This is a genomic window from Vibrio chagasii (assembly GCF_002954585.1).
Taxonomy (GTDB): domain Bacteria; phylum Pseudomonadota; class Gammaproteobacteria; order Enterobacterales; family Vibrionaceae; genus Vibrio; species Vibrio chagasii_A.
Genome location: NZ_MSCI01000002.1, coordinates 2,505,519 through 2,526,891, shown reverse-complemented (window position 1 = coordinate 2,526,891; position 21,373 = coordinate 2,505,519). Strand labels below are relative to the sequence as shown.

Annotated in this window: 21 protein-coding genes, 14 tRNA genes and 1 rRNA gene; 8 read left to right on the top strand and 28 right to left on the bottom strand. The window is 44.4% G+C overall.

What is annotated here, in order from left to right:
• Positions 1 to 91: 91 nt before the first annotated feature.
• From BTO10_RS19835 to BTO10_RS19820, 4 genes are all read left to right on the top strand, one after another.
• Positions 92 to 168 (top strand) — tRNA-Thr (locus tag BTO10_RS19835).
• A gap of 42 nt (positions 169 to 210) precedes the next feature.
• Positions 211 to 326: ribosomal RNA gene (gene rrf / locus BTO10_RS19830) — 5S ribosomal RNA — on the top strand.
• Between the two features lie 30 nt (positions 327 to 356).
• A tRNA-Asp gene (locus tag BTO10_RS19825) sits at positions 357 to 433 on the top strand.
• A gap of 1,373 nt (positions 434 to 1,806) precedes the next feature.
• Positions 1,807 to 2,202, top strand: a complete 396-nt coding sequence (locus tag BTO10_RS19820; RefSeq protein WP_105025577.1) for a DUF2391 family protein — start codon at positions 1,807 to 1,809, stop codon at positions 2,200 to 2,202.
• 322 nt (positions 2,203 to 2,524) lie between these two features.
• On the opposite strand, the gene BTO10_RS19815 is transcribed toward BTO10_RS19820, so the two are convergent.
• The 16 genes from BTO10_RS19815 to mutY all read right to left on the bottom strand — a co-directional run bounded on the left by BTO10_RS19815 (position 2,525) and on the right by mutY (position 8,869).
• Positions 2,525 to 2,600, bottom strand: a tRNA-Asn gene (locus BTO10_RS19815).
• A 35-nt stretch (positions 2,601 to 2,635) separates the two neighbouring features.
• Positions 2,636 to 2,711: transfer RNA gene (locus BTO10_RS19810), tRNA-Thr, on the bottom strand.
• Between the two features lie 10 nt (positions 2,712 to 2,721).
• Positions 2,722 to 2,797, bottom strand: a tRNA-Asn gene (locus tag BTO10_RS19805).
• A 24-nt stretch (positions 2,798 to 2,821) separates the two neighbouring features.
• Positions 2,822 to 2,897, bottom strand: a tRNA-Thr gene (locus BTO10_RS19800).
• Between the two features lie 56 nt (positions 2,898 to 2,953).
• Positions 2,954 to 3,029: transfer RNA gene (locus BTO10_RS19795), tRNA-Phe, on the bottom strand.
• 235 nt (positions 3,030 to 3,264) lie between these two features.
• Entirely contained in the window at positions 3,265 to 4,890 is a 1,626-nt protein-coding gene (locus tag BTO10_RS19790) for a methyl-accepting chemotaxis protein (protein ID WP_105025576.1), read from the bottom strand.
• 547 nt (positions 4,891 to 5,437) lie between these two features.
• Positions 5,438 to 5,513 (bottom strand) — tRNA-Asn (locus BTO10_RS19785).
• 39 nt (positions 5,514 to 5,552) lie between these two features.
• Positions 5,553 to 5,628, bottom strand: a tRNA-Phe gene (locus BTO10_RS19780).
• A 7-nt stretch (positions 5,629 to 5,635) separates the two neighbouring features.
• A tRNA-Thr gene (locus tag BTO10_RS19775) sits at positions 5,636 to 5,711 on the bottom strand.
• Between the two features lie 71 nt (positions 5,712 to 5,782).
• Positions 5,783 to 5,858 (bottom strand) — tRNA-Asn (locus tag BTO10_RS19770).
• 39 nt (positions 5,859 to 5,897) lie between these two features.
• Positions 5,898 to 5,973, bottom strand: a tRNA-Phe gene (locus BTO10_RS19765).
• Positions 5,974 to 5,980: 7 nt separating this feature from the next.
• Positions 5,981 to 6,056, bottom strand: a tRNA-Thr gene (locus tag BTO10_RS19760).
• Between the two features lie 74 nt (positions 6,057 to 6,130).
• A tRNA-Phe gene (locus tag BTO10_RS19755) sits at positions 6,131 to 6,206 on the bottom strand.
• 103 nt (positions 6,207 to 6,309) lie between these two features.
• On the bottom strand, positions 6,310 to 7,443 hold the full coding sequence (gene mltC, locus BTO10_RS19750; RefSeq protein WP_105025575.1) for a membrane-bound lytic murein transglycosylase MltC: 1,134 nt from the start codon (positions 7,441 to 7,443) through the stop codon (positions 6,310 to 6,312).
• Positions 7,444 to 7,512: 69 nt separating this feature from the next.
• Positions 7,513 to 7,785, bottom strand: a complete 273-nt coding sequence (locus tag BTO10_RS19745; RefSeq protein ID WP_004738952.1) for an oxidative damage protection protein — start codon at positions 7,783 to 7,785, stop codon at positions 7,513 to 7,515.
• Between the two features lie 28 nt (positions 7,786 to 7,813).
• Positions 7,814 to 8,869 (bottom strand): A/G-specific adenine glycosylase, encoded by a 1,056-nt coding sequence (gene mutY / locus BTO10_RS19740; protein WP_105025574.1) that lies wholly within the window; start codon positions 8,867 to 8,869, stop codon positions 7,814 to 7,816.
• A gap of 165 nt (positions 8,870 to 9,034) precedes the next feature.
• Between mutY and trmB the strand changes: the two genes are divergently transcribed.
• Both trmB and glsB read left to right on the top strand, forming a co-directional pair.
• Positions 9,035 to 9,754, top strand: coding sequence for a tRNA (guanosine(46)-N7)-methyltransferase TrmB (trmB, locus tag BTO10_RS19735; protein ID WP_004738956.1), 720 nt, complete (start codon positions 9,035 to 9,037; stop codon positions 9,752 to 9,754).
• Between the two features lie 351 nt (positions 9,755 to 10,105).
• Entirely contained in the window at positions 10,106 to 11,026 is a 921-nt protein-coding gene (gene glsB, locus BTO10_RS19730) for a glutaminase B (protein WP_004738957.1), read from the top strand.
• Between the two features lie 67 nt (positions 11,027 to 11,093).
• On the opposite strand, the gene hemW is transcribed toward glsB, so the two are convergent.
• The 7 genes from hemW to BTO10_RS19695 form a co-directional block, all read right to left on the bottom strand.
• Entirely contained in the window at positions 11,094 to 12,281 is a 1,188-nt protein-coding gene (gene hemW / locus BTO10_RS19725) for a radical SAM family heme chaperone HemW (protein WP_105025573.1), read from the bottom strand.
• Entirely contained in the window at positions 12,281 to 12,880 is a 600-nt protein-coding gene (locus BTO10_RS19720; RefSeq protein ID WP_105025572.1) for an XTP/dITP diphosphatase, read from the bottom strand. The genes hemW and BTO10_RS19720 overlap by 1 nt, the downstream gene beginning before the upstream one ends.
• 41 nt (positions 12,881 to 12,921) lie before the next feature.
• Complete coding sequence (locus tag BTO10_RS19715) at positions 12,922 to 13,353, bottom strand: DUF4426 domain-containing protein (protein WP_105025571.1); 432 nt, start codon at positions 13,351 to 13,353, stop codon at positions 12,922 to 12,924.
• A 28-nt stretch (positions 13,354 to 13,381) separates the two neighbouring features.
• Positions 13,382 to 13,672, bottom strand: coding sequence for a DUF167 family protein YggU (gene yggU / locus BTO10_RS19710; RefSeq protein ID WP_105025570.1), 291 nt, complete (start codon positions 13,670 to 13,672; stop codon positions 13,382 to 13,384).
• A gap of 29 nt (positions 13,673 to 13,701) precedes the next feature.
• On the bottom strand, positions 13,702 to 14,259 hold the full coding sequence (locus tag BTO10_RS19705) for a YggT family protein (protein WP_004738965.1): 558 nt from the start codon (positions 14,257 to 14,259) through the stop codon (positions 13,702 to 13,704).
• 76 nt (positions 14,260 to 14,335) lie between these two features.
• On the bottom strand, positions 14,336 to 15,154 hold the full coding sequence (gene proC / locus BTO10_RS19700) for a pyrroline-5-carboxylate reductase (protein ID WP_105025569.1): 819 nt from the start codon (positions 15,152 to 15,154) through the stop codon (positions 14,336 to 14,338).
• Positions 15,155 to 15,234: 80 nt separating this feature from the next.
• On the bottom strand, positions 15,235 to 15,939 hold the full coding sequence (locus BTO10_RS19695) for a YggS family pyridoxal phosphate-dependent enzyme (RefSeq protein WP_105025568.1): 705 nt from the start codon (positions 15,937 to 15,939) through the stop codon (positions 15,235 to 15,237).
• Positions 15,940 to 15,965: 26 nt separating this feature from the next.
• On the opposite strand from BTO10_RS19695, the gene BTO10_RS19690 reads away from it, so the two are divergent.
• Together BTO10_RS19690 and BTO10_RS19685 are read left to right on the top strand one after the other, a co-directional pair.
• Positions 15,966 to 17,003, top strand: a complete 1,038-nt coding sequence (locus BTO10_RS19690; RefSeq protein WP_004738971.1) for a type IV pilus twitching motility protein PilT — start codon at positions 15,966 to 15,968, stop codon at positions 17,001 to 17,003.
• Positions 17,004 to 17,017: 14 nt separating this feature from the next.
• Positions 17,018 to 18,127, top strand: coding sequence for a PilT/PilU family type 4a pilus ATPase (locus BTO10_RS19685; protein WP_004738972.1), 1,110 nt, complete (start codon positions 17,018 to 17,020; stop codon positions 18,125 to 18,127).
• 60 nt (positions 18,128 to 18,187) lie between these two features.
• Here the strand turns inward: BTO10_RS19685 and BTO10_RS23550 are convergent, their stop codons facing one another.
• From BTO10_RS23550 to rsmE, 5 genes are all read right to left on the bottom strand, one after another.
• Entirely contained in the window at positions 18,188 to 18,358 is a 171-nt protein-coding gene (locus BTO10_RS23550) for a hypothetical protein (RefSeq protein WP_157999312.1), read from the bottom strand.
• 99 nt (positions 18,359 to 18,457) lie between these two features.
• Entirely contained in the window at positions 18,458 to 18,880 is a 423-nt protein-coding gene (ruvX, locus tag BTO10_RS19680) for a Holliday junction resolvase RuvX (RefSeq protein ID WP_004738973.1), read from the bottom strand.
• 44 nt (positions 18,881 to 18,924) lie between these two features.
• Positions 18,925 to 19,488, bottom strand: coding sequence for a YqgE/AlgH family protein (locus BTO10_RS19675; protein WP_004738975.1), 564 nt, complete (start codon positions 19,486 to 19,488; stop codon positions 18,925 to 18,927).
• Positions 19,489 to 19,595: 107 nt separating this feature from the next.
• A complete protein-coding gene (gene gshB / locus BTO10_RS19670) occupies positions 19,596 to 20,546 on the bottom strand; it encodes a glutathione synthase (RefSeq protein WP_004738977.1) in 951 nt (316 codons plus the stop codon).
• A 9-nt stretch (positions 20,547 to 20,555) separates the two neighbouring features.
• On the bottom strand, positions 20,556 to 21,287 hold the full coding sequence (rsmE, locus tag BTO10_RS19665) for a 16S rRNA (uracil(1498)-N(3))-methyltransferase (protein ID WP_004738979.1): 732 nt from the start codon (positions 21,285 to 21,287) through the stop codon (positions 20,556 to 20,558).
• Positions 21,288 to 21,373: the final 86 nt, after the last annotated feature.

The window sequence follows — 21,373 nt, the reverse complement described above, 5'->3', positions numbered from 1 at the left end:
GCGCCGATGGTAGTGTGGGGCTTCCCCATGTGAGAGTAGGACATCGCCAGGCTTTAAATTTTTAGAATCGTTTTTAAACGGTTCTTGAATTGCTGATATAGCTCAGCCCGGTAGAGCGCACCCTTGGTAAGGGTGAGGTCCCCAGTTCGAGTCTGGGTATCAGCACCACGATTTAGTTGATTTGATTAATCAAGTTAACAACAGAATTTGTTTGACGACCATAGCATTGTGGACCCACCTGATTCCATGCCGAACTCAGAAGTGAAACACAATAGCGCCGATGGTAGTGTGGGGCTTCCCCATGTGAGAGTAGGACATCGTCAGGCTCAAATTGCTTTAAGCTGAATAGACACTGCGGAGTGGTAGTTCAGTTGGTTAGAATACCGGCCTGTCACGCCGGGGGTCGCGGGTTCGAGTCCCGTCCACTCCGCCACTTATCAGAAAGCCTAGTCTTACGACTAGGCTTTCGTCGTTTCTAGGGATTGGTATTTTGGTCTTTGACCAAACAGTCCTGGTCGCCTGCGACCCCAGCCATTACGCCACTTATACTAAGCCCAAGCATAACTGCTTGGGCTTTTTTACATTTGAATGATTGTGTTCATCCTTCGGTCGAAAGAGACCCGCAAAAGGTTTGCTCACAATCCCGGCCATCCCACCACCTATTAGAAAGCCTAGTCCTATGACTAGGCTTTTATCGTTTCTGAGTATTGTTAATTTACCTTGGAATACATCATTTTAGTTGGCCAGAACCAAAGGGCTCAGAAGCTTTTCTATTTACCGATAACCCTTTTTAGATGTTTGCTACCAAATTCTGATGTTCTCTCTTTGAAATTCGTTAAACAAGTCTTGGAGCACTCACTATAGCTTGCCTGCTTTTCTGTGCTTACAGAGAAAGTAGGTAGTGTCGTGAAGCGCTATTTCTCTGATGTATGGCAACCTAGTCCGCGGCTAAATTAGTTCTAATGAGCCTGTAAGAAGCCTTGAATTGCCAGGGAGTAGTATTTTACTGACAATTTCGTTCTAAGCTTTTATCGCAATGAATAATCGAGATGTCTCGGTAATCTAACTACTCTTTTTAAAGAGGTGCTAGTGTGCTTTTTATTGCTTCTCATTTAAATACTTCCTAGCCCCTGATGCTTGAACTCTCAGTTCTCCTCATTACGTCTTGTCACTGTAACTGGCTCTCATTTTATGCATGGAGCCTTACGGCCTGCCTAACGCAATAGAGAGGTATTCCTATGTCGCTTAGTAGCTGGCATTGATTAATACACAATAGAGCTATGCTTTTATTAATTGCAGCTGTGAGCAGTTTATAGAGGTACTGACAAGGTACTAGTTCTGCTGAGATTTGCTTATTCATATGTTCTACAAACCGTAATCTATTTCTTTGTGTTCTAGAGGTATAGATGACAGTTCACTATGATAGCTTTAGCCTTAATTCGTTTTTAGAGCGTGAGTTATCAGAGTTGTAGTTAAGCTCTCTAAGTAAGAGTCTCTCAAGTTATCCACTGTCGAACACTGCTCTTTTACTTCTCATTGAAATTGCAGTCCTCAAACCCTCTAGAGTTGATATCTTCAACTATCTCGGACTCAAAGCCCTATATTCATTCTACGATCCTGTGGAAGCGTTAAGATTATAATTAGTAGAATTTGATTTGTTGCTCCCTGGTTCAAATCTTAGTTGGCTTTAGGTGGTTAATATGAAGTACCGGATGTCACCTTTAATTTCTAGTAATTCCAGTATTTGGATCGTTGAGAATAAGTAATCTCTGTGGGAACGCTGAGAGAGTTCAAGTAGGTAGTGTAATGAAACTGAGTTTTAATTTTGAACATGCAAGCCAGATCTATGTTGGATCTTTTGCTCTGGCTGTTCCTATCTCTTTTTCTGAAGAGGCCTGGAGACTAGGAGAGACGTTACCTAGCGAAAATTTATTGCTGTTGTTTTTCTTATCCGCAGTCTTTCTTGGTTTTTATACTTATGAGAGTGTTTTCCAAAAGGATGTCGTAGCTCGAATTCCTGTGTTCATTTTTAGAATCGTTATCGCTTATGCCATGACGACTATGGTCATAGCATTAGTATTGACTTGTTTAGATAAACTCCCTTTATTGACTGATCCTGTAGTATCAATCAAGAGGGTGATTGTTATTTCTATGCCAGCCTCTATGGGAGCGATTGTGGTGGATAGTTTTGATAAAGAGTAATCGTAATAGCTAAGGATAGCATAGCGCTTTACAGTGAGACTGAGAACGATCAGCGCGATGTTTTAAAGTTGAAAGCTCTAAATCGCCACACTATACAGATCTTCGATTTATGGTCGTCGTTATCGCCAGAGTAATTTTCGATGAAGTGTTTTTACTAAGTGAGCTCTACCACTTGAGATGAATGGCTATGGTTTTATTACCTCTAGATAAAGAAAGGTATTTTGGATGTGATAAAAGGCAAGGATGTTTAAAGAATGTAGGAGAGAGATGTGTGATCTTCAGATGCAAAAAAGCCGCATCAATGATGCGGCTTCTTCTTTTTTGGCTCCCCCTGCGGGACTCGAACCTGCGACATACGGATTAACAGTCCGCCGTTCTACCAACTGAACTAAGGGGGAATTATTTAAGAAGAGTAACTTCTCAATAATATAAATGGTGCCGACTACCGGAATCGAACTGGTGACCTACTGATTACAAGTCAGTTGCTCTACCTACTGAGCTAAGTCGGCACACTAAATGTGGCTCCCCCTGCGGGACTCGAACCTGCGACATACGGATTAACAGTCCGCCGTTCTACCAACTGAACTAAGGGGGAATTATTCTCAAAGCTTTAAAGAAATGGTGCCGACTACCGGAATCGAACTGGTGACCTACTGATTACAAGTCAGTTGCTCTACCTACTGAGCTAAGTCGGCGCATAATATTTCTTTGTGCTTTACTGTTGTTGTCTAAGACACCAACAAATAAATTGTGGTGCCCGGAGGCGGAATCGAACCACCGACACGAGGATTTTCAATCCTCTGCTCTACCGACTGAGCTATCCGGGCGACGAGGTGTATTAAACGTGTTTTCGCGTTCTGGGTCAACACTAAATTGCAAAAAAAGTATTGTTTGATGTTTTTCTATACTTAGTGGGTTGTTTTTGTTCATTTGCGGCGAAAAACCTAGGTCTAGCATGCCCTAAAAGATTGAGAAACCACGTTTAACTAGACGGAATGAGTGCCTAAATAAAAAAAGCACGTATGAAAACGTGCTTTTATATTTAAAAATCTTCCCGAAACTTTAGTGTTTTACTTCAAACCTATTTACCCAAGCTTCTAATTCATTAGATAGAGAGGCTAAGGTTTGGGTGCTGTTATGACTTTCGGTCACTACATTGCTCAGTTGATTACCACTTTCCTCAATCATGTTGATGCGCTTCGAGATATCATCACTCACTTGAGTTTGTTCAGCCGCTGCTGTCGCGATTTGATGACTCATTGAAGAGATTGACTCAAGAGCAATAACAATCTGTTGTAGCGCTTCTGAGGCGTTTTGAGATTCGGTTACTGTGCTCTGGCTGGTCGCTGCACACACTTCCATGGTTTGGATAGCGTTGCGAGACCCGTCCTGAAGGTTATTGATCATTAACTGGATCTCTTTGGTGCTTGATTGCGTTCGGCCTGCAAGATTACGCACCTCATCAGCAACCACTGCAAATCCACGACCTTGCTCACCTGCACGAGCAGCCTCAATTGCTGCATTAAGTGCTAATAGGTTTGTCTGTTCTGCAATATCGCCAATCACATCTAATACTTTCACAATGTTGTTTACATCGTTATCTAGGTTAGCGACCGCTTCGCTTGCTGTTCCTAGTTGCCCAGCAAGGCCTTGGATATTGTCTACTGTGTTATGAATCAGGCGCTGAGTATGCTGGCTCTGTTTGTCTGCTTCATCAGTGTTGCACGCCGTGTCTCCCGCCGAATCAGCAACGTTATTAGCTGAAGATGCCATCTCAGTCATCGCAGTTGCGATCATCTCTGTGGATTGTTGTTGTGTCTCAGTCAATTGAGCAATAGAACCAGCACGGTCTTCTACGCGTTGCAGCTCACCTCGTAATGCCAACATCGAAGCATTAAGGTTAGATACCAGTTCAGCCAGTGATTTACTCATTTGTTGTACTGCATGATAGATACTGCCATCGACTGCTTTAGTTTCGAAAGAGGTCTGAATGCGTCCTTCTGCAACAGCTTGTACGGCTTCTCTCACGTCTTTAGGCTCGCCACCGAGTAGTGCCAGCATTCGTTTAATAGACACGATTAAGCTAGAAAGAATAAGACTGGCAATAACAACACATAGGAATAGCTGCCATTGAGCCGTTGACCAGAAACGAGCGTTAACTTCATTGAAGCCTATACCTGTTCCTACAACCCAACCCCAATGCGGTGTTTTCTCTGCAATAGAGAGTTTTTCTTCAATCGTGCCATCTGGCTGTTTTTGGGTCCAGGTGTACTCAACGATCTGACCCGTTCGGTTACCAAGTACTCTTTGGATTAACTGACCAACGCTATTGCCGTCTCCATCTTTAAAGTCATTAAAGCTAGTTCCATGTAATTGAGGATCTAGTGGAGTCGCGACAAACGTCATATTCTCATCGGCAACATAGACGTATTCATTGTCTTTATAAATATTGTTACGCAGCAGACGTGTCGCCAACTGTTTTGCTTGTTGTTCTTCTAACGTGCCGTCAATGGCCATCTTTTCAACTTCAGTAAGAATGCTGTATGCACTCTTAAATAGCTCAGTTACGCGAGCTTTGTTATCCATGTTGCTAGCGACTCTTAAGGTCCATAAACCTGTAGCGGTCAACGCTAGTAGGGCGACTAAAATGATGCCCGATAGTAAGTAAGCTTGCGTTTTTAGTTTCATATTTCCCCGCGCAGCAATTAAATAATAAATATTGGGTATGTTTCATCGAATCTTAATCTAAGTCGTGTAGGGCAGATATTAGAAAGATATCAAAACATGATGAAGATTAAATTTACGACGAAAAAAAAGTAATAGAACGCTAGTTTGTTACCTTCTGTGTATTTGATTGCGTCTTGAGAATGGGCGTAAGGGAGAGGTATTAGTCAAAGATTGTCGTTGAGCAGAGGTATACGATGGAAGAGGGTTGTTTCCCAGTTTCAGTATTTAATGCGTGCCTGAATTGAAAGAGCTTTTCAGTATTGGAGTTCGACGTGACCGGAGAAGGGGAACGAGTTTGCTGAGACATTACTTTGACACAAAGCAGGAGCGCTAGATACGAAAAAGCCTCATCATGTGATGAGGCTTTTTCTAAAATGGCTCCCCCCTGTTGGGACTCAACGTGGGCGGATAGTACGGTCCGACGTTTCGGCTGAGACATTTATTTGGTACAAATAAGTCGGAGCTTAAAACGAAAAAAGCCAAGTCTTTCGACTTGGCTTTTTGAATGTGGCTCCCCCTGCGGGACTCGAACCTGCGACATACGGATTAACAGTCCGCCGTTCTACCAACTGAACTAAGGGGGAATTACTTGCGTTAACTTACTTAAGTTAAACACCAAATAATGGTGCCTCGAGGCGGAATCGAACCACCGACACGCGGATTTTCAATCCGCTGCTCTACCGACTGAGCTATCGAGGCAAAAGAATGGTGCCGACTACCGGAATCGAACTGGTGACCTACTGATTACAAGTCAGTTGCTCTACCTACTGAGCTAAGTCGGCACACTATATCTTTTACTGAAGACGTTACTCTTCGTTTTATATGAAATGATATCAATCACTTCAATTGTAAATGGCTCCCCCTGCGGGACTCGAACCTGCGACATACGGATTAACAGTCCGCCGTTCTACCAACTGAACTAAGGGGGAATTACTTGCGTTAACTAATTTAAGTTAAACACCAAATAATGGTGCCTCGAGGCGGAATCGAACCACCGACACGCGGATTTTCAATCCGCTGCTCTACCGACTGAGCTATCGAGGCAAAAGAATGGTGCCGACTACCGGAATCGAACTGGTGACCTACTGATTACAAGTCAGTTGCTCTACCTACTGAGCTAAGTCGGCACACTGTATTCTTTGTGCTTTTGTCCGTGCTGCTACTCCCTGTTAAAGAGTGTTGACACCAACAAATCAAATTGTGGTGCCCGGAGGCGGAATCGAACCACCGACACGAGGATTTTCAATCCTCTGCTCTACCGACTGAGCTATCCGGGCAACGGAGCGCTATTAAACGGATTTTCTGCATAACCGTCAACACCTTTTTTGAAAATAATTAAAAAAAACGTTCGTTAGTTGTTTTTTTATTCAAAAGTGAGGCTTACGTTTTACCTTGGTTAAAATCTTTCTTGAACTTTGTTACTTTTTCTAGGTAACGGCGCGATTCTTTATTCGGGTGTTTTTGGGTTAGTGCCCAGTAAGCTTGGCTAGGTTGCAGCGAGTTTAAGTCACGCATTGCACGTTTTCTGTCCTTGCTGAAGGTATTGAGTACGCCACCAGTGCCACCGTTGTACGCTGAGATCATGCTGTATTCGAGCGTTGTTGGGTGTTGAACGTCTTTCAAATAGCGATTTTTTAGGATGTAAAAGTACGCAGTACCCGCATCAATGTTGTTTTCTGGGTTAAATAAATACTCGGGAGTCGGCTCTCCAGGTTTGTTTTTGACTAGCTTAAAGACATCTCGACCTGCTGTTTTCGGCACGACTTGCATCAAGCCGTATGCATTCGCCCAGCTCACCGCATACGGGTTAAAGCTGCTCTCTGTCTTGATGATTGCGTAGATTAAGTCTTCAGGGATGTCATAACGTTTAGATGCGCGTCGAACGATATCGGCATACTGGTAACTACGTTGGCTTGCGTGATCGGCCACCATAGGGATCTCAACGTAGTAGGCTTTTTTAAAGTCGACTTCTTTGGTTTTTAGGTTGTTAGCTATCAGGTAATCAGCAAATTTGTTGGCGCGCCATGTCCATTGGATAGGTTTCTTCTCTTGGTCTACAACTTGATTGTAGAGAAAAGGTTTGCCTTCTAACTTGATGCTTTTTGAAGAGAATAGATCGACATGCGCTGGGTCATCTGGCGTAAGCAGCGTTGTCATAATGGCGTTTTTGAGGTGTTTTTTAGGCTCTGTAGAGGAGACGGTTTCTACCGTTATCAGGCCTTCGCTAAAGTTTACTTCTGAACGGCTTAAGTAATTATCTATATATTTCACATAGTTACTCTTACCTGCCATTTTTACTTCACTACTACCCCAGCGCTTTTGGATATTGCCAGAAAAGCTATTGATCAAAGCGTCTAATGCACCTGTATCTTTTTCAAACTGACCGGGTAGCTCCGCCAAGTTATTTACGAATCGGTTGGTTGGCTCGTAATTCACATCATAAATGCTCTCAACGAACTCACGACTGCAACCTGTGAGTAGCATGGCGGTTAGGAAGTAACTTAGCTTTTTCATAGTTCCTCATACAAAAATGACATCGCAGCGTAAACCATGATGTCATTAAAATTTGCTTAAATAAATGTCTTATTCGCTTGGTGGAGTGTAACCATCAATAACGACATCTTTACCTTCGAAAAGGAAGTTAACCATCTCAGTTTCAAGAAGTTTACGATGTTCTGGGTCCATCATGTTCAGCTTCTTTTCATTGATAAGCATAGTTTGTTTGCTTTGCCATTGTCCCCAAGCTTCTTTAGAGATGTTGTCAAAGATACGCTTACCTAAGTCACCTGGGTAAAGTTGAAATTCTAAGCCTTCAGCATCTTTCTGGAGGCGAGCACAAAATACAGTGCGGCTCATAGTGGTTCCTCTTATCGCGTTCGTTGATTCAAACGTCATCATTCAGTTCAAAGGGTAGGCTTTCAATAAGCTGCTTTACAGGAGCGGCTAGGCCAATTTCTTCTGGTTTTGATAAGTTATACCAGAGACCTTTAGTCCCTTCCATTATCAAATCTGGTTGTTTATCTAATTTTACTAATACTGGTGTGATATCTAAGTGGTAGTGGCTGAAAGTGTGTCTAAACGCAATCATGGTTTTGATTGAATCTGTGTTTTTGATTGAACGAAGATCCAATTGGTGTTCGATCTCTGCGTTCTCATTTTGAGGGAAACAGAATAAGCCTCCCCAGATACCTGATTGAGGACGCTGTTCAAGCCATACTTTATTATCGTGATACAGGATTACAAACCATGTCTCTTTTACTGGTTTTTCTTTCTTTGGTTTCTTGCCAGGGAAGTCGAGTTGTCTATCGAGCTTCTTAGCTTCACACATGCTTTCAATTGGGCACAGAGTACATTTAGGCTTGCTACGAGTACAAACCATTGCTCCCATATCCATCATAGCTTGATTGTACTTATCGACATCTTGCTTTGGTGTGTGTGCCTCTGCGTGTTCCCAGAGTTGGTTTTCAACCTTCTTTTGACCAGGCCAGCCCCCGACAGCAAAGCTTCTTGCAAGCGTTCGCTTCACGTTACCATCAAGGATCGCATGAGGGAGCTTGTAAACAGAGGACAGAACGGCTGCCGCTGTTGAACGACCAATGCCTGGAAGCGCATTCATTTCTTCGAGGGAAAGTGGAAACTCCCCACCATATTGCTCTGCGACGATCTTGGCAGCTTTGTGTAGGTTACGAGCTCGTGCGTAGTAACCAAGCCCTGTCCATAGATGGAGTACTTCATCTTGCTCGGCGTTTGCTAGATCGATAACTGTTGGAAAACGTTCCAAGAAGCGCTGGTAGTATGGAATCACCGTGGTGACCTGAGTCTGCTGAAGCATGATTTCAGATAGCCAAACGGTGTAGGCGGTTTTGTTTTGTTGCCAAGGTAATTCTTTGCGCCCGTAAGCGTCATACCAATTTAATATGGCGGTTGCGAAAGGAGTCACGACATGCTCTATGCTTTGCTATTATTAGAAGCGAAATTGCACCACACTTAACGTTGGATGTAAAACAGACAAATTGTGTGGGAATTTATCCACGGAAAGACTTGCTTCGAAGGCAATTCTTTGGATAATCCCCGCTTTGATTAATCAATGTGCAGGCAAAAATCAATGAGTGAAGTGACCACTAACGAATATACTGAAGACGGCAAACTGGTTCGTAAGATCCGTAGTTTTGTTCGCCGCGAAGGCCGCTTAACAAAAGGCCAAGAGAACGCGATGAATGAATGTTGGCCAACAATGGGTATCGACTACAACCCAGAGCTTCTTAACTGGAAAGAAGTATTTGGCAACGATAACCCAGTTGTACTAGAGATTGGCTTCGGTATGGGTGCATCACTGGTTGAAATGGCAAAGAACGCACCTGAGAAGAACTTCTTAGGTATTGAAGTTCACAGCCCAGGTGTTGGTGCTTGTTTGGGTACTGCGCGCGATGCTGGCGTAACTAACCTACGTGTAATGTGTCACGATGCTGTAGAAGTATTTGAACACATGATTCCAGATAGCAGCCTGCATACACTGCAACTGTTTTTCCCTGACCCATGGCACAAAGCTCGCCACCACAAGCGTCGTATCGTTAAAGCTGAATTCGCTGAAATGGTTCGCGCTAAACTACACCTTGAAACTGGTATTTTCCACATGGCAACTGACTGGGAAAACTACGCAGAGCACATGATTGAAGTAATGAATGCTGCACCAGGTTTCGAGAATATCGCTGAAGATGGTGATTACATTCCTCGCCCGGATGAGCGTCCACTGACTAAATTTGAAGCTCGTGGCCATCGTTTAGGTCATGGTGTTTGGGATATTAAGTACAAGCGTACTAAGTAATTCTGAACCTCAAAAAAATATAAGGTGAGATTTGATTAGGATCTTAACCTTACACTTTGTGGGATTGATAAAAGCCAACATTATTGTAGTGTTGGCTTTTTTGTCCTTAGGCTTTTGTTTCAGTAAAGGCTTAACGACAGAAAGTAATACCAATCACAGTAAGTAAGTGAACAGAAATAGCGTAGGAAAAAGGCTTGAGAACAAGGCAGCATTTTTCGATAAGTAGTTACTCTACAATCAAAAATTCTAACGCAGTTATCGAGCATTTTAACAAGCTAGAGTGAGCCGTTATTTACTACGATTGGTATATGTTACGTCCCTACAAAAATAACAATATAGAAGTAAGCACACATGAAACCAACTCAAGCTATTTTGGCCGAGATCTTAGAAGAAGTTCGCCCTTTAATTGGTCAGGGAAAGGTCGCTGATTATATTCCTGCATTAGCGCGTGTATCGAACCAGAAACTGGCGATTGCGGTATACACCAATGAAGGAGAAGTGATTCAAGCTGGTGATGCAGAGGAAGCCTTCTCTGTACAATCTATCTCTAAGGCTTTGAGTTTGACGTTAGCAATGGTGCTTTATAAGCCGGAAGAGATTTGGCAGCGTGTAGGTAAAGAGCCTTCTGGACAAGCCTTTAACTCGATGATCCAGCTTGAGATGGAACAGGGTATCCCTCGAAACCCATTTATTAATGCTGGTGCGATTGTTGTGGCTGACCTATTACAAAGCCGCTTGTCAGCGCCAAGACAGCGTTTATTGGAGTTCGTGCGTCAGTTATCGGGCGATACGCATATCGTGTACGACAAGGTAGTAGCGGCTTCAGAAATGATGCATAGCGACCGTAATGCCGCTATCGCGTACTTGATGCGTTCATTTGGTAATTTTGAGAACGATGTTATCCCTGTACTCAATAATTACTTCCACGCTTGTGCACTTAAGATGACTTGTGTGGATTTGGCGAAAACCTTTAGCTACTTGGCGAACAAAGGTGTGTCAGTACAGACTAAAAAAGAGATCATCACGCCTGTACAGACTAAGCAGTTGAATGCTTTGCTTGCGACTTGTGGTTTGTACGATGGAGCAGGTGAGTTTGCTTACCGCGTTGGTATGCCAGGTAAATCGGGAGTAGGTGGCGGTATTATCGCTATCGTACCTGGTGAGATGACGATTGCAGTGTGGTCTCCAGAGCTGGACCCTTCAGGTAACTCTCTTGCTGGCACTAAGGCGTTGGAACTGCTTTCAGAGCGTATTGGTCGTTCTATTTTCTAGTACTTTCGATATGCTGATTTCGATAAAAAGCCTCTCGTTGATGAGAGGCTTTTTTGTAGGTTCTAGGTTATTCGTCTTCTTCAGCCATGAAGGCTTCCAGCAAATCGTTGAGGAAAAGTTTTCCTTTTTCTGTGATTTGCCAGTGAGTATCAGTTTCGTTCAAGTAACCTAGCTCTTTTGCCCACTCAATTGTTGGCTGAACAGCGTCAAAACCAAGCCCCGTTGTATCGATGAAATCTTGCTTAGGGCATGCTTCCATCAGCCTGAAACGGTTCATAAAGAATTCGAAAGGGCGGTCTTCGTTTGCTACTTCAAATTCATCCGAAATATAAGGCTTCACCATATTTTGATAAGCAGCTAGGTAGCCTCTTGGATGCTTAACCTTAGTTGTTCGAATAATTCGTCCATCAGCAAAACTCAGCTTGCCATGAGAGCCACAACCAATACCCAAGTAGTCACCGAAGCGCCAGTAATTGAGGTTGTGCTGACATTGGTAGCCCGGCTTGCTGTAGCCTGAGATTTCGTATTGCACATACCCTGCATCAGCGAGCTTTTTGTGGCCTAATTCGAAGATATCCCAGAGATCATCGTCGTCAGGTAGAGTTGGCGTTTTGTAATAGAACATGGTGTTAGGTTCTATTGTTAGCTGGTACCAAGATAAATGCGGGGGATCTAATTCGATCGCTTTATCTAGATCAGCCAACGCTTGCTCGATGCTTTGATCCGGTAAGCCATGCATAAGATCGAGATTAAAGCTGTTTAGACCGATTTTATGTGCAAGGTGAGCAGCGTTGACCGCTTCATCTTGACCATGGATACGGCCCAGCCTTTCTAGCTTTTCTTGCTCAAAGCTTTGTACACCAACCGAGATACGAGTAATTCCCGCTTTTTGGTAACCAGCGAAACGCTCCGCTTCAATGGTGCCTGGGTTGGCTTCCATGGTGATTTCAATTTCAGGTTTGAATGGGATGCGTTGCTCAATACCTTGAAGCAGTCGACCGATACCTTCTGGAGAGAACAGGCTTGGAGTTCCCCCCCCAATAAAGATCGAATACAGCGGACGATGTGCACCATTGAGTTGGTACTTTTCGATATCAGTATCGAGATCCTCAAGTAGCGCATCGATGTACTCTTTTTCGGGGATATCGGCTTTCAGAGCATGTGAGTTGAAATCACAATAGGGACACTTTTGTACACACCACGGGATGTGTACATAAAGGCTAAGAGCTGGTGGAACGAGTGCTGCGTTGTGCATTACAGAGCTTGCTCTTTGAGTGCTTTGAATAGTGACGCTAGGGCCTTACCACGGTGTGATAGTTGCTTTTTGCGTGAAGGGTCAAGCTCAGCAGATGCGCAGTTCTCTTCTGGAACAAAGAATACAGGATCATATCCAAAGCCGTTCTCACCGTGCTCTTCAGTCAGAATTTGTCCTTCCCATTTACCATGACATACCAATGGTGTCGGATCATTTGCGTGACGCATTAAAACCAACACACAGTGGAAACGAGCGGTACGCTTTTCAGTTTCCACACCTTGCATAGCATCAAGCAGTTTTTCGATGTTCTGCTTATCAGTAGCGCCTTCTCCTGAATAACGAGCTGAGTAGATTCCCGGCGCGCCATTTAAGTAATCAACCTCTAAACCAGAGTCATCCGCAATCGCCGGTAGACCGGTTTCTTTCGCTGCATGACGGGCTTTAATGATGGCATTTTCAATGAATGTTGTTCCTGTTTCAGCGACTTCTGAAACGTTAAATTCACTTTGTGCGACAACGTCAAAACCGAACTCAGACAGAATATCTGCCATCTCGCGAACTTTGCCTTGGTTGCCTGTAGCTAAAACAATCTTACTCATGGAATGGGGCTCTAAATAAGTTAATGAACAGAACAGTGAGCTTACTCTTCTGTATAGAATTTTTGCGTGAAACGTAATGGGCCAGTGCCTTTCAAGCCTGCGTTAACATCGATATTAAACGTGATGTTTTCTTCGTGCGTAATAGGGAACTCTGCAAGGTAATAGATGGCATCACCTTCTTTGATTTCACGGAAGTTAAGCGTGCGAGTATTACCCACCAGGTTCTTGGCTGTTCCCGTTATTTTAGCGGTTGCCGCAGGTTTTCCAAGGGAGGCATTGTCTAACACGCTGATGTTCAGAATCGCTGAGTAGCCGTTTCGCTTAAGCTTGTATTGTTTAGCGACTTGAGCCGTTAAAAATGTCGAGTTAAAGGCCGAGTAGTGAACCTCGATATCTTTAATGTTTTTAAATTGTCCTGCTGAGCTTGGCAGGGCAGTGAGAGCGGTAAGTAGTGCTGTTATCCATAGACGCATAATGACTCCAATAAATAGCAAAAAGCCATCATAGGATGGCTTTGACTTCAGTGGGGATTTGGCTTGGTGAGCATATTCGAACTTGTTTATGCCGGCCGAGTTCTCCCTTTTCAATTTTAATTTGCCCCTTAGCGACCTTAAATTGCTTTGCAAGGTATTTCGCTAAGTGGGCATTGGCTTTGCCATCAACAGGTGGTGCAGTGATGGCAATTTTTAGTTCTTCGCCGTGCAAGCCGACGATTTTGTCTCGGCTTGCTTTGGGCTGGATATAGAGCCTAAGGAGAGTGTCTTCTGCTTCGGCCCAAACCGCTTTTGGCATCGTCAAAGTACCTGATGTTCGTACTTGAATTATAGCTGATACCAAATAGGACCAATCATGTCGCCCATTAGGAAGTTAGCAAACTGCAGAACAATGAACAGAACCAGTACGCTTAGGTCGAAACCACCCATATCTGGCAGGATGCGACGGATAGGCATTAGCATAGGCTCAGTCAATTGATGGAACACGTACTCGATTGGGCTACGACCTTGGCTAACCCAGCTTAGGATTGCACGGATTAGTAGTACCCAGAAAATCAAACCACCCGCCGCTTTGATCAGAGAGAGTCCGCCAAAGATAAGGAAGCTGATATCGAACACTGCCGCGCCACCAGAGATAATCAGGTTCAGAGCGACGAACTTAAGTACACATAGCACGTAAGCGAAAACGACTGTCGCTAAGTCAATGCTGCCGATTGATGGAATAACTCGGCGTAGTGGTGCAACAACCGGTTGTGTCGCTTTTACGATGAATTGTGAGAATGGGTTGTAGAAATCTGCACGTGATGCTTGTAGCCAGATACGCAAGATCACAACCATGATGTAAAGATCAAAAACGGTCGAGATCAGAAAGCTCATCGAGTTCATATTGTTTCCTTTTTCGGATTTACTTGCCGCTCAGGTACCACCCAAACGGCACAATGCTTTTGTACCTTGGTTAGTACTAAAACAGTTTTTCCATCTCTTCAGCTCGAGCGACTGCCGCTTGCATGGCTTTAGCTACGATGTCTGATAGTTGATGTTCGTTAAACGTGCGTAGCGCTTCAGCGGTTGTGCCGCCTTTTGAAGTCACTTGCTCACGCAGTGTTGATAATTCTGTGTCAGGGTTCGCGACCACCATCTCTGCCGCACCTAGTGCTGACTGTTGCACTAATTTACGGGCTGTTTCTTGGTCGAAACCTTGATTGATTGCTTCTGCTTGCATCGCTTCCATAAATAGGAAGAAGTAAGCCGGAGCGCTACCTGCCGCTGCAATGATGTTGTTGATACCAGATTCTTGTTCAACCCAGCTCACTTCACCTACAGCTTGCATTAGCTGTGATGCAAAGTCTTTATCTACTTGGCTAACCGTTGAATCAGCATAAAGGCCACTCATACCCTTACCAAGTAGTGATGGCGTGTTTGGCATCACACGCACCAAGTTCAGTTGGCAGTCTAACATCTCATTGAGTCGATTCGCATTAATACCTGCGGCAATTGAGATTACTAGTTTGTTGCTAAAATCGATGCTTTGTAAGGGTTTACATACATCAGCCATCATCTGTGGCTTCACTGATAATACAACAACGTCTGCTTGCTCTGCTGCGGCAATGTTATCGCTGGTGGTATTGATGCCGTACTCTTGCTCTAACGGCATTCTTCTGGTGTCAGAAGGTGCAGTCGCCGTAATCTTTTGCGCTGGGTAACCACTCGCTACTAAGCCCGCTACAATTGAGCGAACCATGTTTCCCGCCCCGATAAAGGCGATGTTCTTATGTTCCATATATCAAATCCTGAGCGTATCGCCGCGCGGCAAAAGCGGAGCGGTATCAATACTTATACTTTTTAGGTTGTTAGGTGTCGCTATTTCGCGTAATCACGAGCACCGAAAATCGCGGTTCCAATACGAACCATAGTGCTGCCAGCCTCGATTGCTGCTGCCATATCTCCACTCATGCCCATCGAAAGGGTATCAATATCAGGATATTTTGCAGCTAGCTTATCTTTAAGCTCTGCCAGTTGAGAGAAAGCACTAAGCTGTGATTGATAGTCAGAAACGTTTGCAGGAATCGACATCAATCCTCTTAAAGTGAGGTTGGGCAGTGAGGAAATCAACTCTGCCAGTGCAAAAACTGACTCTTCAGATGTGCCAGACTTGGACGCTTCACCACTGGTGTTTACTTGAATTAACACTTGCAAAGGTGGAAGTTCGCTTGGACGTTGGTCATTCAGTCTCTGAGCAATCTTATCGCGATCGATGGAATGTACCCATGCGAAGCTTTCTGCAATAGGGCGAGTTTTATTTGATTGGATTGGACCAATAAAGTGCCATTCCAAATTTAGGTTAGAATGTTGTTCTGAAAAGTGTTTTACTTTATCGACACCTTCTTGAACATAGTTTTCACCAAAGGCAATTTGGCCTCCGAGTGCGGCTTCTAGAATCGCATCAATCGGTTTAGTTTTGCTGACGGCTAAAAGTTGTACGGACTCTGGAGCTCGTCCGCACTTTTGCTCAGCGCTACGAATCTGTGAGGTGATTTGTTCGATGTTTTGTTGAATACTACTCATAGCTGACTTTACTTAAGGGAAAATAAATGGATATCACTGAGTTACTAGATTTTAGTGTAAAGCATAACGCGTCAGATCTACATCTTTCTGCGGGTGTATCTCCAATGGTACGTATAGATGGTGAAGTAAGGAAGCTTGGAATTCCAGCTTTGAGTCATGCTGATGTACACCGTTTAGTTTTTGAGATCATGAGCGACTCGCAGCGCGGCGAGTTCGAGGAAAAACTGGAAGTCGACTTCTCTTTTGAATTACCTAATGTTGGTCGTTTTCGTGTTAACGCTTTTAATCAATCTCGTGGTTGCTCTGCTGTCTTTCGAACTATCCCTGTCGAGATTCCGACGTTAGATCAGTTAGGTGCTCCTGATATCTTTGAAAAGATTGCTAATTTCGAAAAGGGCCTAGTGCTAGTTACAGGCCCTACTGGCTCTGGTAAATCGACCACTCTTGCGGCGATGGTGGATTACGTAAACCGTAACCACAATAAGCATATTCTCACCATCGAAGACCCGATTGAATTTGTTCACACCAACAATAAGTGCCTAGTGAACCAGCGTGAAGTTCACCGTGATACTCATAGCTTTAAAGCGGCGCTGCGCAGTGCGTTACGTGAAGATCCTGACGTGATTCTTGTCGGTGAGCTTCGTGACCAAGAAACCATTAGTTTAGCGCTTACGGCCGCAGAAACTGGTCACTTGGTTTTTGGTACCTTACATACCAGTTCAGCGGCAAAAACGATTGACCGTATCATTGATGTTTTCCCTGGTAGCGATAAAGACATGGTTCGCTCAATGTTGTCTGAATCATTACGCTCGGTAATTGCCCAGAAGTTGCTAAAACGTGTCGGTGGTGGTCGTGTGGCTTGTCATGAAATCATGATGGCGACACCGGCGATCAGAAACTTGATTCGTGAAGATAAAGTCGCTCAGATGTATTCGATCATTCAAACGGGCGCAGCACATGGCATGCAAACCATGGAGCAAAATGCGAAGCAGTTGATGGCTCAAGGCTTGGTTGACTCGGAAGAGGTCGAGAAAAAGATCGAAATTGAAACCTCAATGTTCTAATCAAGGTGCACATAATGGAATTGAATCAAATCCTTGAGGGAATGCTTTCTCAAAAAGCGTCCGATCTTTACATCACGGTTGATGCGCCCGTCTTGTTCCGTGTCGATGGTGAGCTGCGACCGCAAGGCGAGAAGCTGAATTCAGCTCAGGTCGCTCAATTACTTGATGCGATGATGGATCAAGAACGACGTGATGAATATCAGCAAACACGCGAGGCTAACTTTGCGATTGTGCGCGATTTTGGTCGTTTTCGTGTTAGTGCGTTCTTTCAGCGAGAACTACCTGGTGCGGTAATTCGACGCATCGAGACCAACATCCCGACCTTTGAACAATTGAAGCTTCCTGATGTACTACAGGACTTGTCTATCGCTAAGCGTGGACTTGTGCTGGTGGTTGGGGCTACAGGCTCAGGTAAGTCAACCTCAATGGCCGCAATGACAGGCTATCGCAATACCAATCGCTCTGGGCATATCTTGACGGTTGAAGATCCGATTGAATTTGTTCACGAACACAAGAAATGTATCGTGACTCAGCGCGAAGTAGGGCTTGATACTGAGAGCTATGAAGTCGCACTTAAGAACTCGTTACGCCAAGCGCCAGATATGATTCTGATTGGTGAAATTCGTAGCCGTGAAACCATGGAATATGCGATGACCTTTGCTGAGACGGGTCACCTGTGTATGGCAACTTTGCACGCGAATAATGCCAACCAAGCGCTAGAGCGCATTCTCCACTTGGTGCCGAAAGAGCAGAAAGAACAGTTCTTGTTTGATTTATCGATGAACCTGCGTGGTGTGGTTGCTCAGCAGTTAATCAGAGATAAAAATGGCAGTGGGCGTCATGGTGTGTTTGAGATTCTACTCAACAGCCCACGTGTGTCTGATTTGATACGTCGTGGTGAGTTGCATGAGTTAAAAGCAACGATGGCAAAATCGAAAGAAGTCGGTATGCAGACTTTTGACCAAGCTTTGTATGATTTGGTCGTCGCAGGAAAGATTAGCGAAGAAGATGCGTTTCACAGCGCCGATTCGGCTAATGACTTACGCTTAATGCTTAAAACCAGACGAGGTGATGGTGATTACGGTAGTGGAGCTTTATCCGGCGTGAAGATTGATATGGGGTAGATACAAAAATAAGAAAGCCCGAGCTCCTATGGTTAAGAGCTCGGGCTTAAAACTGTTAGCTTAATTGCTATTTAGCGAACCATGACTTCTTCGACTGTCGTCGTAATACATCTTGCCACTGTTGAATCCTGAATTAGTTTTGCCATCATTCATATAGCCAGCGCTACTAGACCCTGTTGAGCTGCACGCTGAAATGGTTAGAGCGGCGAAGATTGCTAGAAAAATTTTCATGTGAACTCCCACTTACCTATTGATGAATAGCATCGTCTTTTCGGCGCGAAATTCGTGTGGGATCACAAATTAGGTTGCTTTTTACTCACTTAATTTTCGTTAAGAATATTGTGCTTCAAACCAGCTTTCGAGAATGACAACTGCGGACTGGTTATCGACATTGCCTTTACTTAATGCTTTGTAGCCACCCATGTCAAAGAGGTCGGCTCTTGCTTCTGCAGTCGATAATCTTTCATCATGCAGCTCAACATCAACACCAAAACGACCTTTTAAGCGGTTAGCAAACTTCTTTGCTCTAGGTGTGATGGTTTCTAGATCACGACCGTGAAGATCGGTAGGTAGCCCGACGACGATAAGATTTGGTTGCCACTCTTTAATCTGTTTTTCGATGTCGTCCCAGTTCGGGATACCGTCTTTAGCTTTAAACGCTTTTAAAGGACTAGCTGTGCCAGTGATTTCTTGTCCAATCGCACTGCCGATACTTTTTGTACCGTAATCAAATGCCATAATTGTTCGTGACATGGGGCTTCCAAATTTATCTGTGTTTGAGTGTTTCTGCTATGAGGCTAGGCGTGACCAGCATCAGACGAAAGCTGCGCGGCGTTGATACCTAACATTTGTACTGCGACTTTCCAGCGATCTGAGATTGGCGTATCGAAGATGACTTTAGGGTCGGCTTCAACGGTTAACCATGAGTTTTCAGTTAGCTCGGTTTCCAGCTGTCCGGGTTCCCAACCTGAATAGCCAAGAGCGACCAAGTAGTGCATCGGCTCATCTTCAGTGCCTAACACCATTAAAATATCTTTTGAGGTCGTTACCGAGATTTGGTCGGTCATACTGATGCTTGATTGATAGCTGCCCTTAGGTTTATGAAGAATAAACCCACGGTCTTCAGCAACCGGCCCACCATTTAATACTGGCTTATCAAGGCTGGCTTGGTTCGGTTTTGGTTGCTCAGATTCAACCTCAACTTGTTTGAGCATACTGCCGACAGTGACATCGATGGGAGCGTTAATTATTAACCCCATCGCACCTTCCTCGTTGTGTTCACAGAGGTAGATTACCGAGTTTTGAAAATACGGATCTTTCATCCCGGGCATAGCGACCAAAAAGTGGTTCGTTAGGTTCATAGAGCCTCCTGCCTGTGTGCCACCAATAAAGGAAAAGAGCGGCGTAAAGCCGCTCATTCTATCCCTAAGCGTATGTGTGAAGCGCTAGGGCTTTCTTTTAGCTTAGGTTATTTTGCGTTAACGCGACGCTCAATTGCATCCATTAACTTGCCCGTTACCGAGATATCGAAAGCGGCTTCGATTTCGCGGATACATGTAGGGCTCGTTACGTTGATTTCAGTTAGCTTATCACCGATAACGTCTAGACCAACGAAGATTAGACCTTTTTCTTTTAGTGCAGGAGCAACGGCTCTTGCGATCGCCCAGTCCGTGTCACTTAGAGGACGCGCTTCACCAGTACCGCCAGCTGCAAGGTTACCTCGAGTTTCGCCTTTAGCTGGAATACGAGCTAGACAGTAAGGCATTGGTTCGCCATCAACTACAAGAATACGCTTGTCACCATTGCTGATGTCGGGAACAAAAGTTTGTGCCATCGCGTAGTTTTGGCCATGGTTAGTCAGTGTCTCGATAATAACTGATACGTTTGGATCGCCTTCTTTCACACGGAAGATCGATGCGCCACCCATACCATCAAGTGGCTTAAGGATCACATCACCATGCTTCTCACGGAATTCTTTAATTTTCTCCGCTTTACGAGTCACGATAGTGGTTGGTGTTAGTTCCGGGAACCACGCTGTGAACAGTTTCTCGTTACAGTCACGTAGGCTTTGTGGTTTGTTTACGATAAGTGCGCCATTTTCTTCAGCACGCTCAAGAATGTAGGTTGCGTAGATGTACTCAGTATCAAACGGAGGATCTTTACGCATCAGAACTGCATCTAAATCAGATAGCGCTATAGTTTGCTCTGACTTGAACTCGTACCAGCCATTTGGATCTTCTTTGAGCTCAACGACTTTAGTGTCTGCAATCGCTACGCCTTGATCTAAGTGTAGATCATTCATTTCCATGTAATGGACTTCGTAACCACGACGCTGAGCTTCAAGCATCATGGCAAAGCTAGAGTCTTTTTTGATGTTAATGGATGAAATTGGATCCATTACGATGCCAAGTTTGATCATTTTTTTCTCCTAGCCTAGATCGCCAAAACGGACTTGTAAGGCAGTAATTGCGGTTAGAGCTGCTGTTTCGGTACGAAGTACACGTGGGCCGAGTAGCGTCTCTTCAAATTTGTATTGTTCTGTCATGCCGATTTCTTCAGCCGACAAACCACCTTCAGGGCCGATCAATAGGCGTACCTTGCTGATAGGTTCTGGAAGGGTATTAATTGAGTATTTTGCGCGAGGGTGCAGGTTCAGCTTTAATGCTTCACTTGGTTCGCTACACCACTCTTCCAATTGCATGATTGGGCGAATCACTGGAACGGTATTACGACCACACTGTTCACATGCTGCGATAGCAATTTTTTGCCACTGGGCGAGCTTTTTCTCGAAGCGCTTAGCATCCAGTTTAACGCCACAGCGTTCTGAAATCAGAGGAGTGATGGTGTTTACACCAAGCTCTACCGACTTTTGGATAGTGAACTCCATTTTGTCACCACGTGAGATAACTTGTCCTAAGTGTAAGTCTAATGGAGATTCACTGCTGCGCTCGATACGTTTAGTCACGTCAACAGTGACATTCTTCTTTGATACCTCAGTGATTGTCGCCGGAAATTCAGCGCCGCTGCCATCAAAAAGAAGAACTTCTTGACCTTCTTTCATACGAAGGACACGACCAACATGACCCGCGGCATCTTCGCCTAAAGCGAGTGAACCTAACTGGTGAATGAGTTCAGGGTGATGGATACGAGGGATTCTCATGCTGGTAAACCTATAAATAGTGTCATTAGGGTATTTTGTATCTGCCTAACATGGATGCTTTTAGTTGAAAAAACAAGGGTAGAACA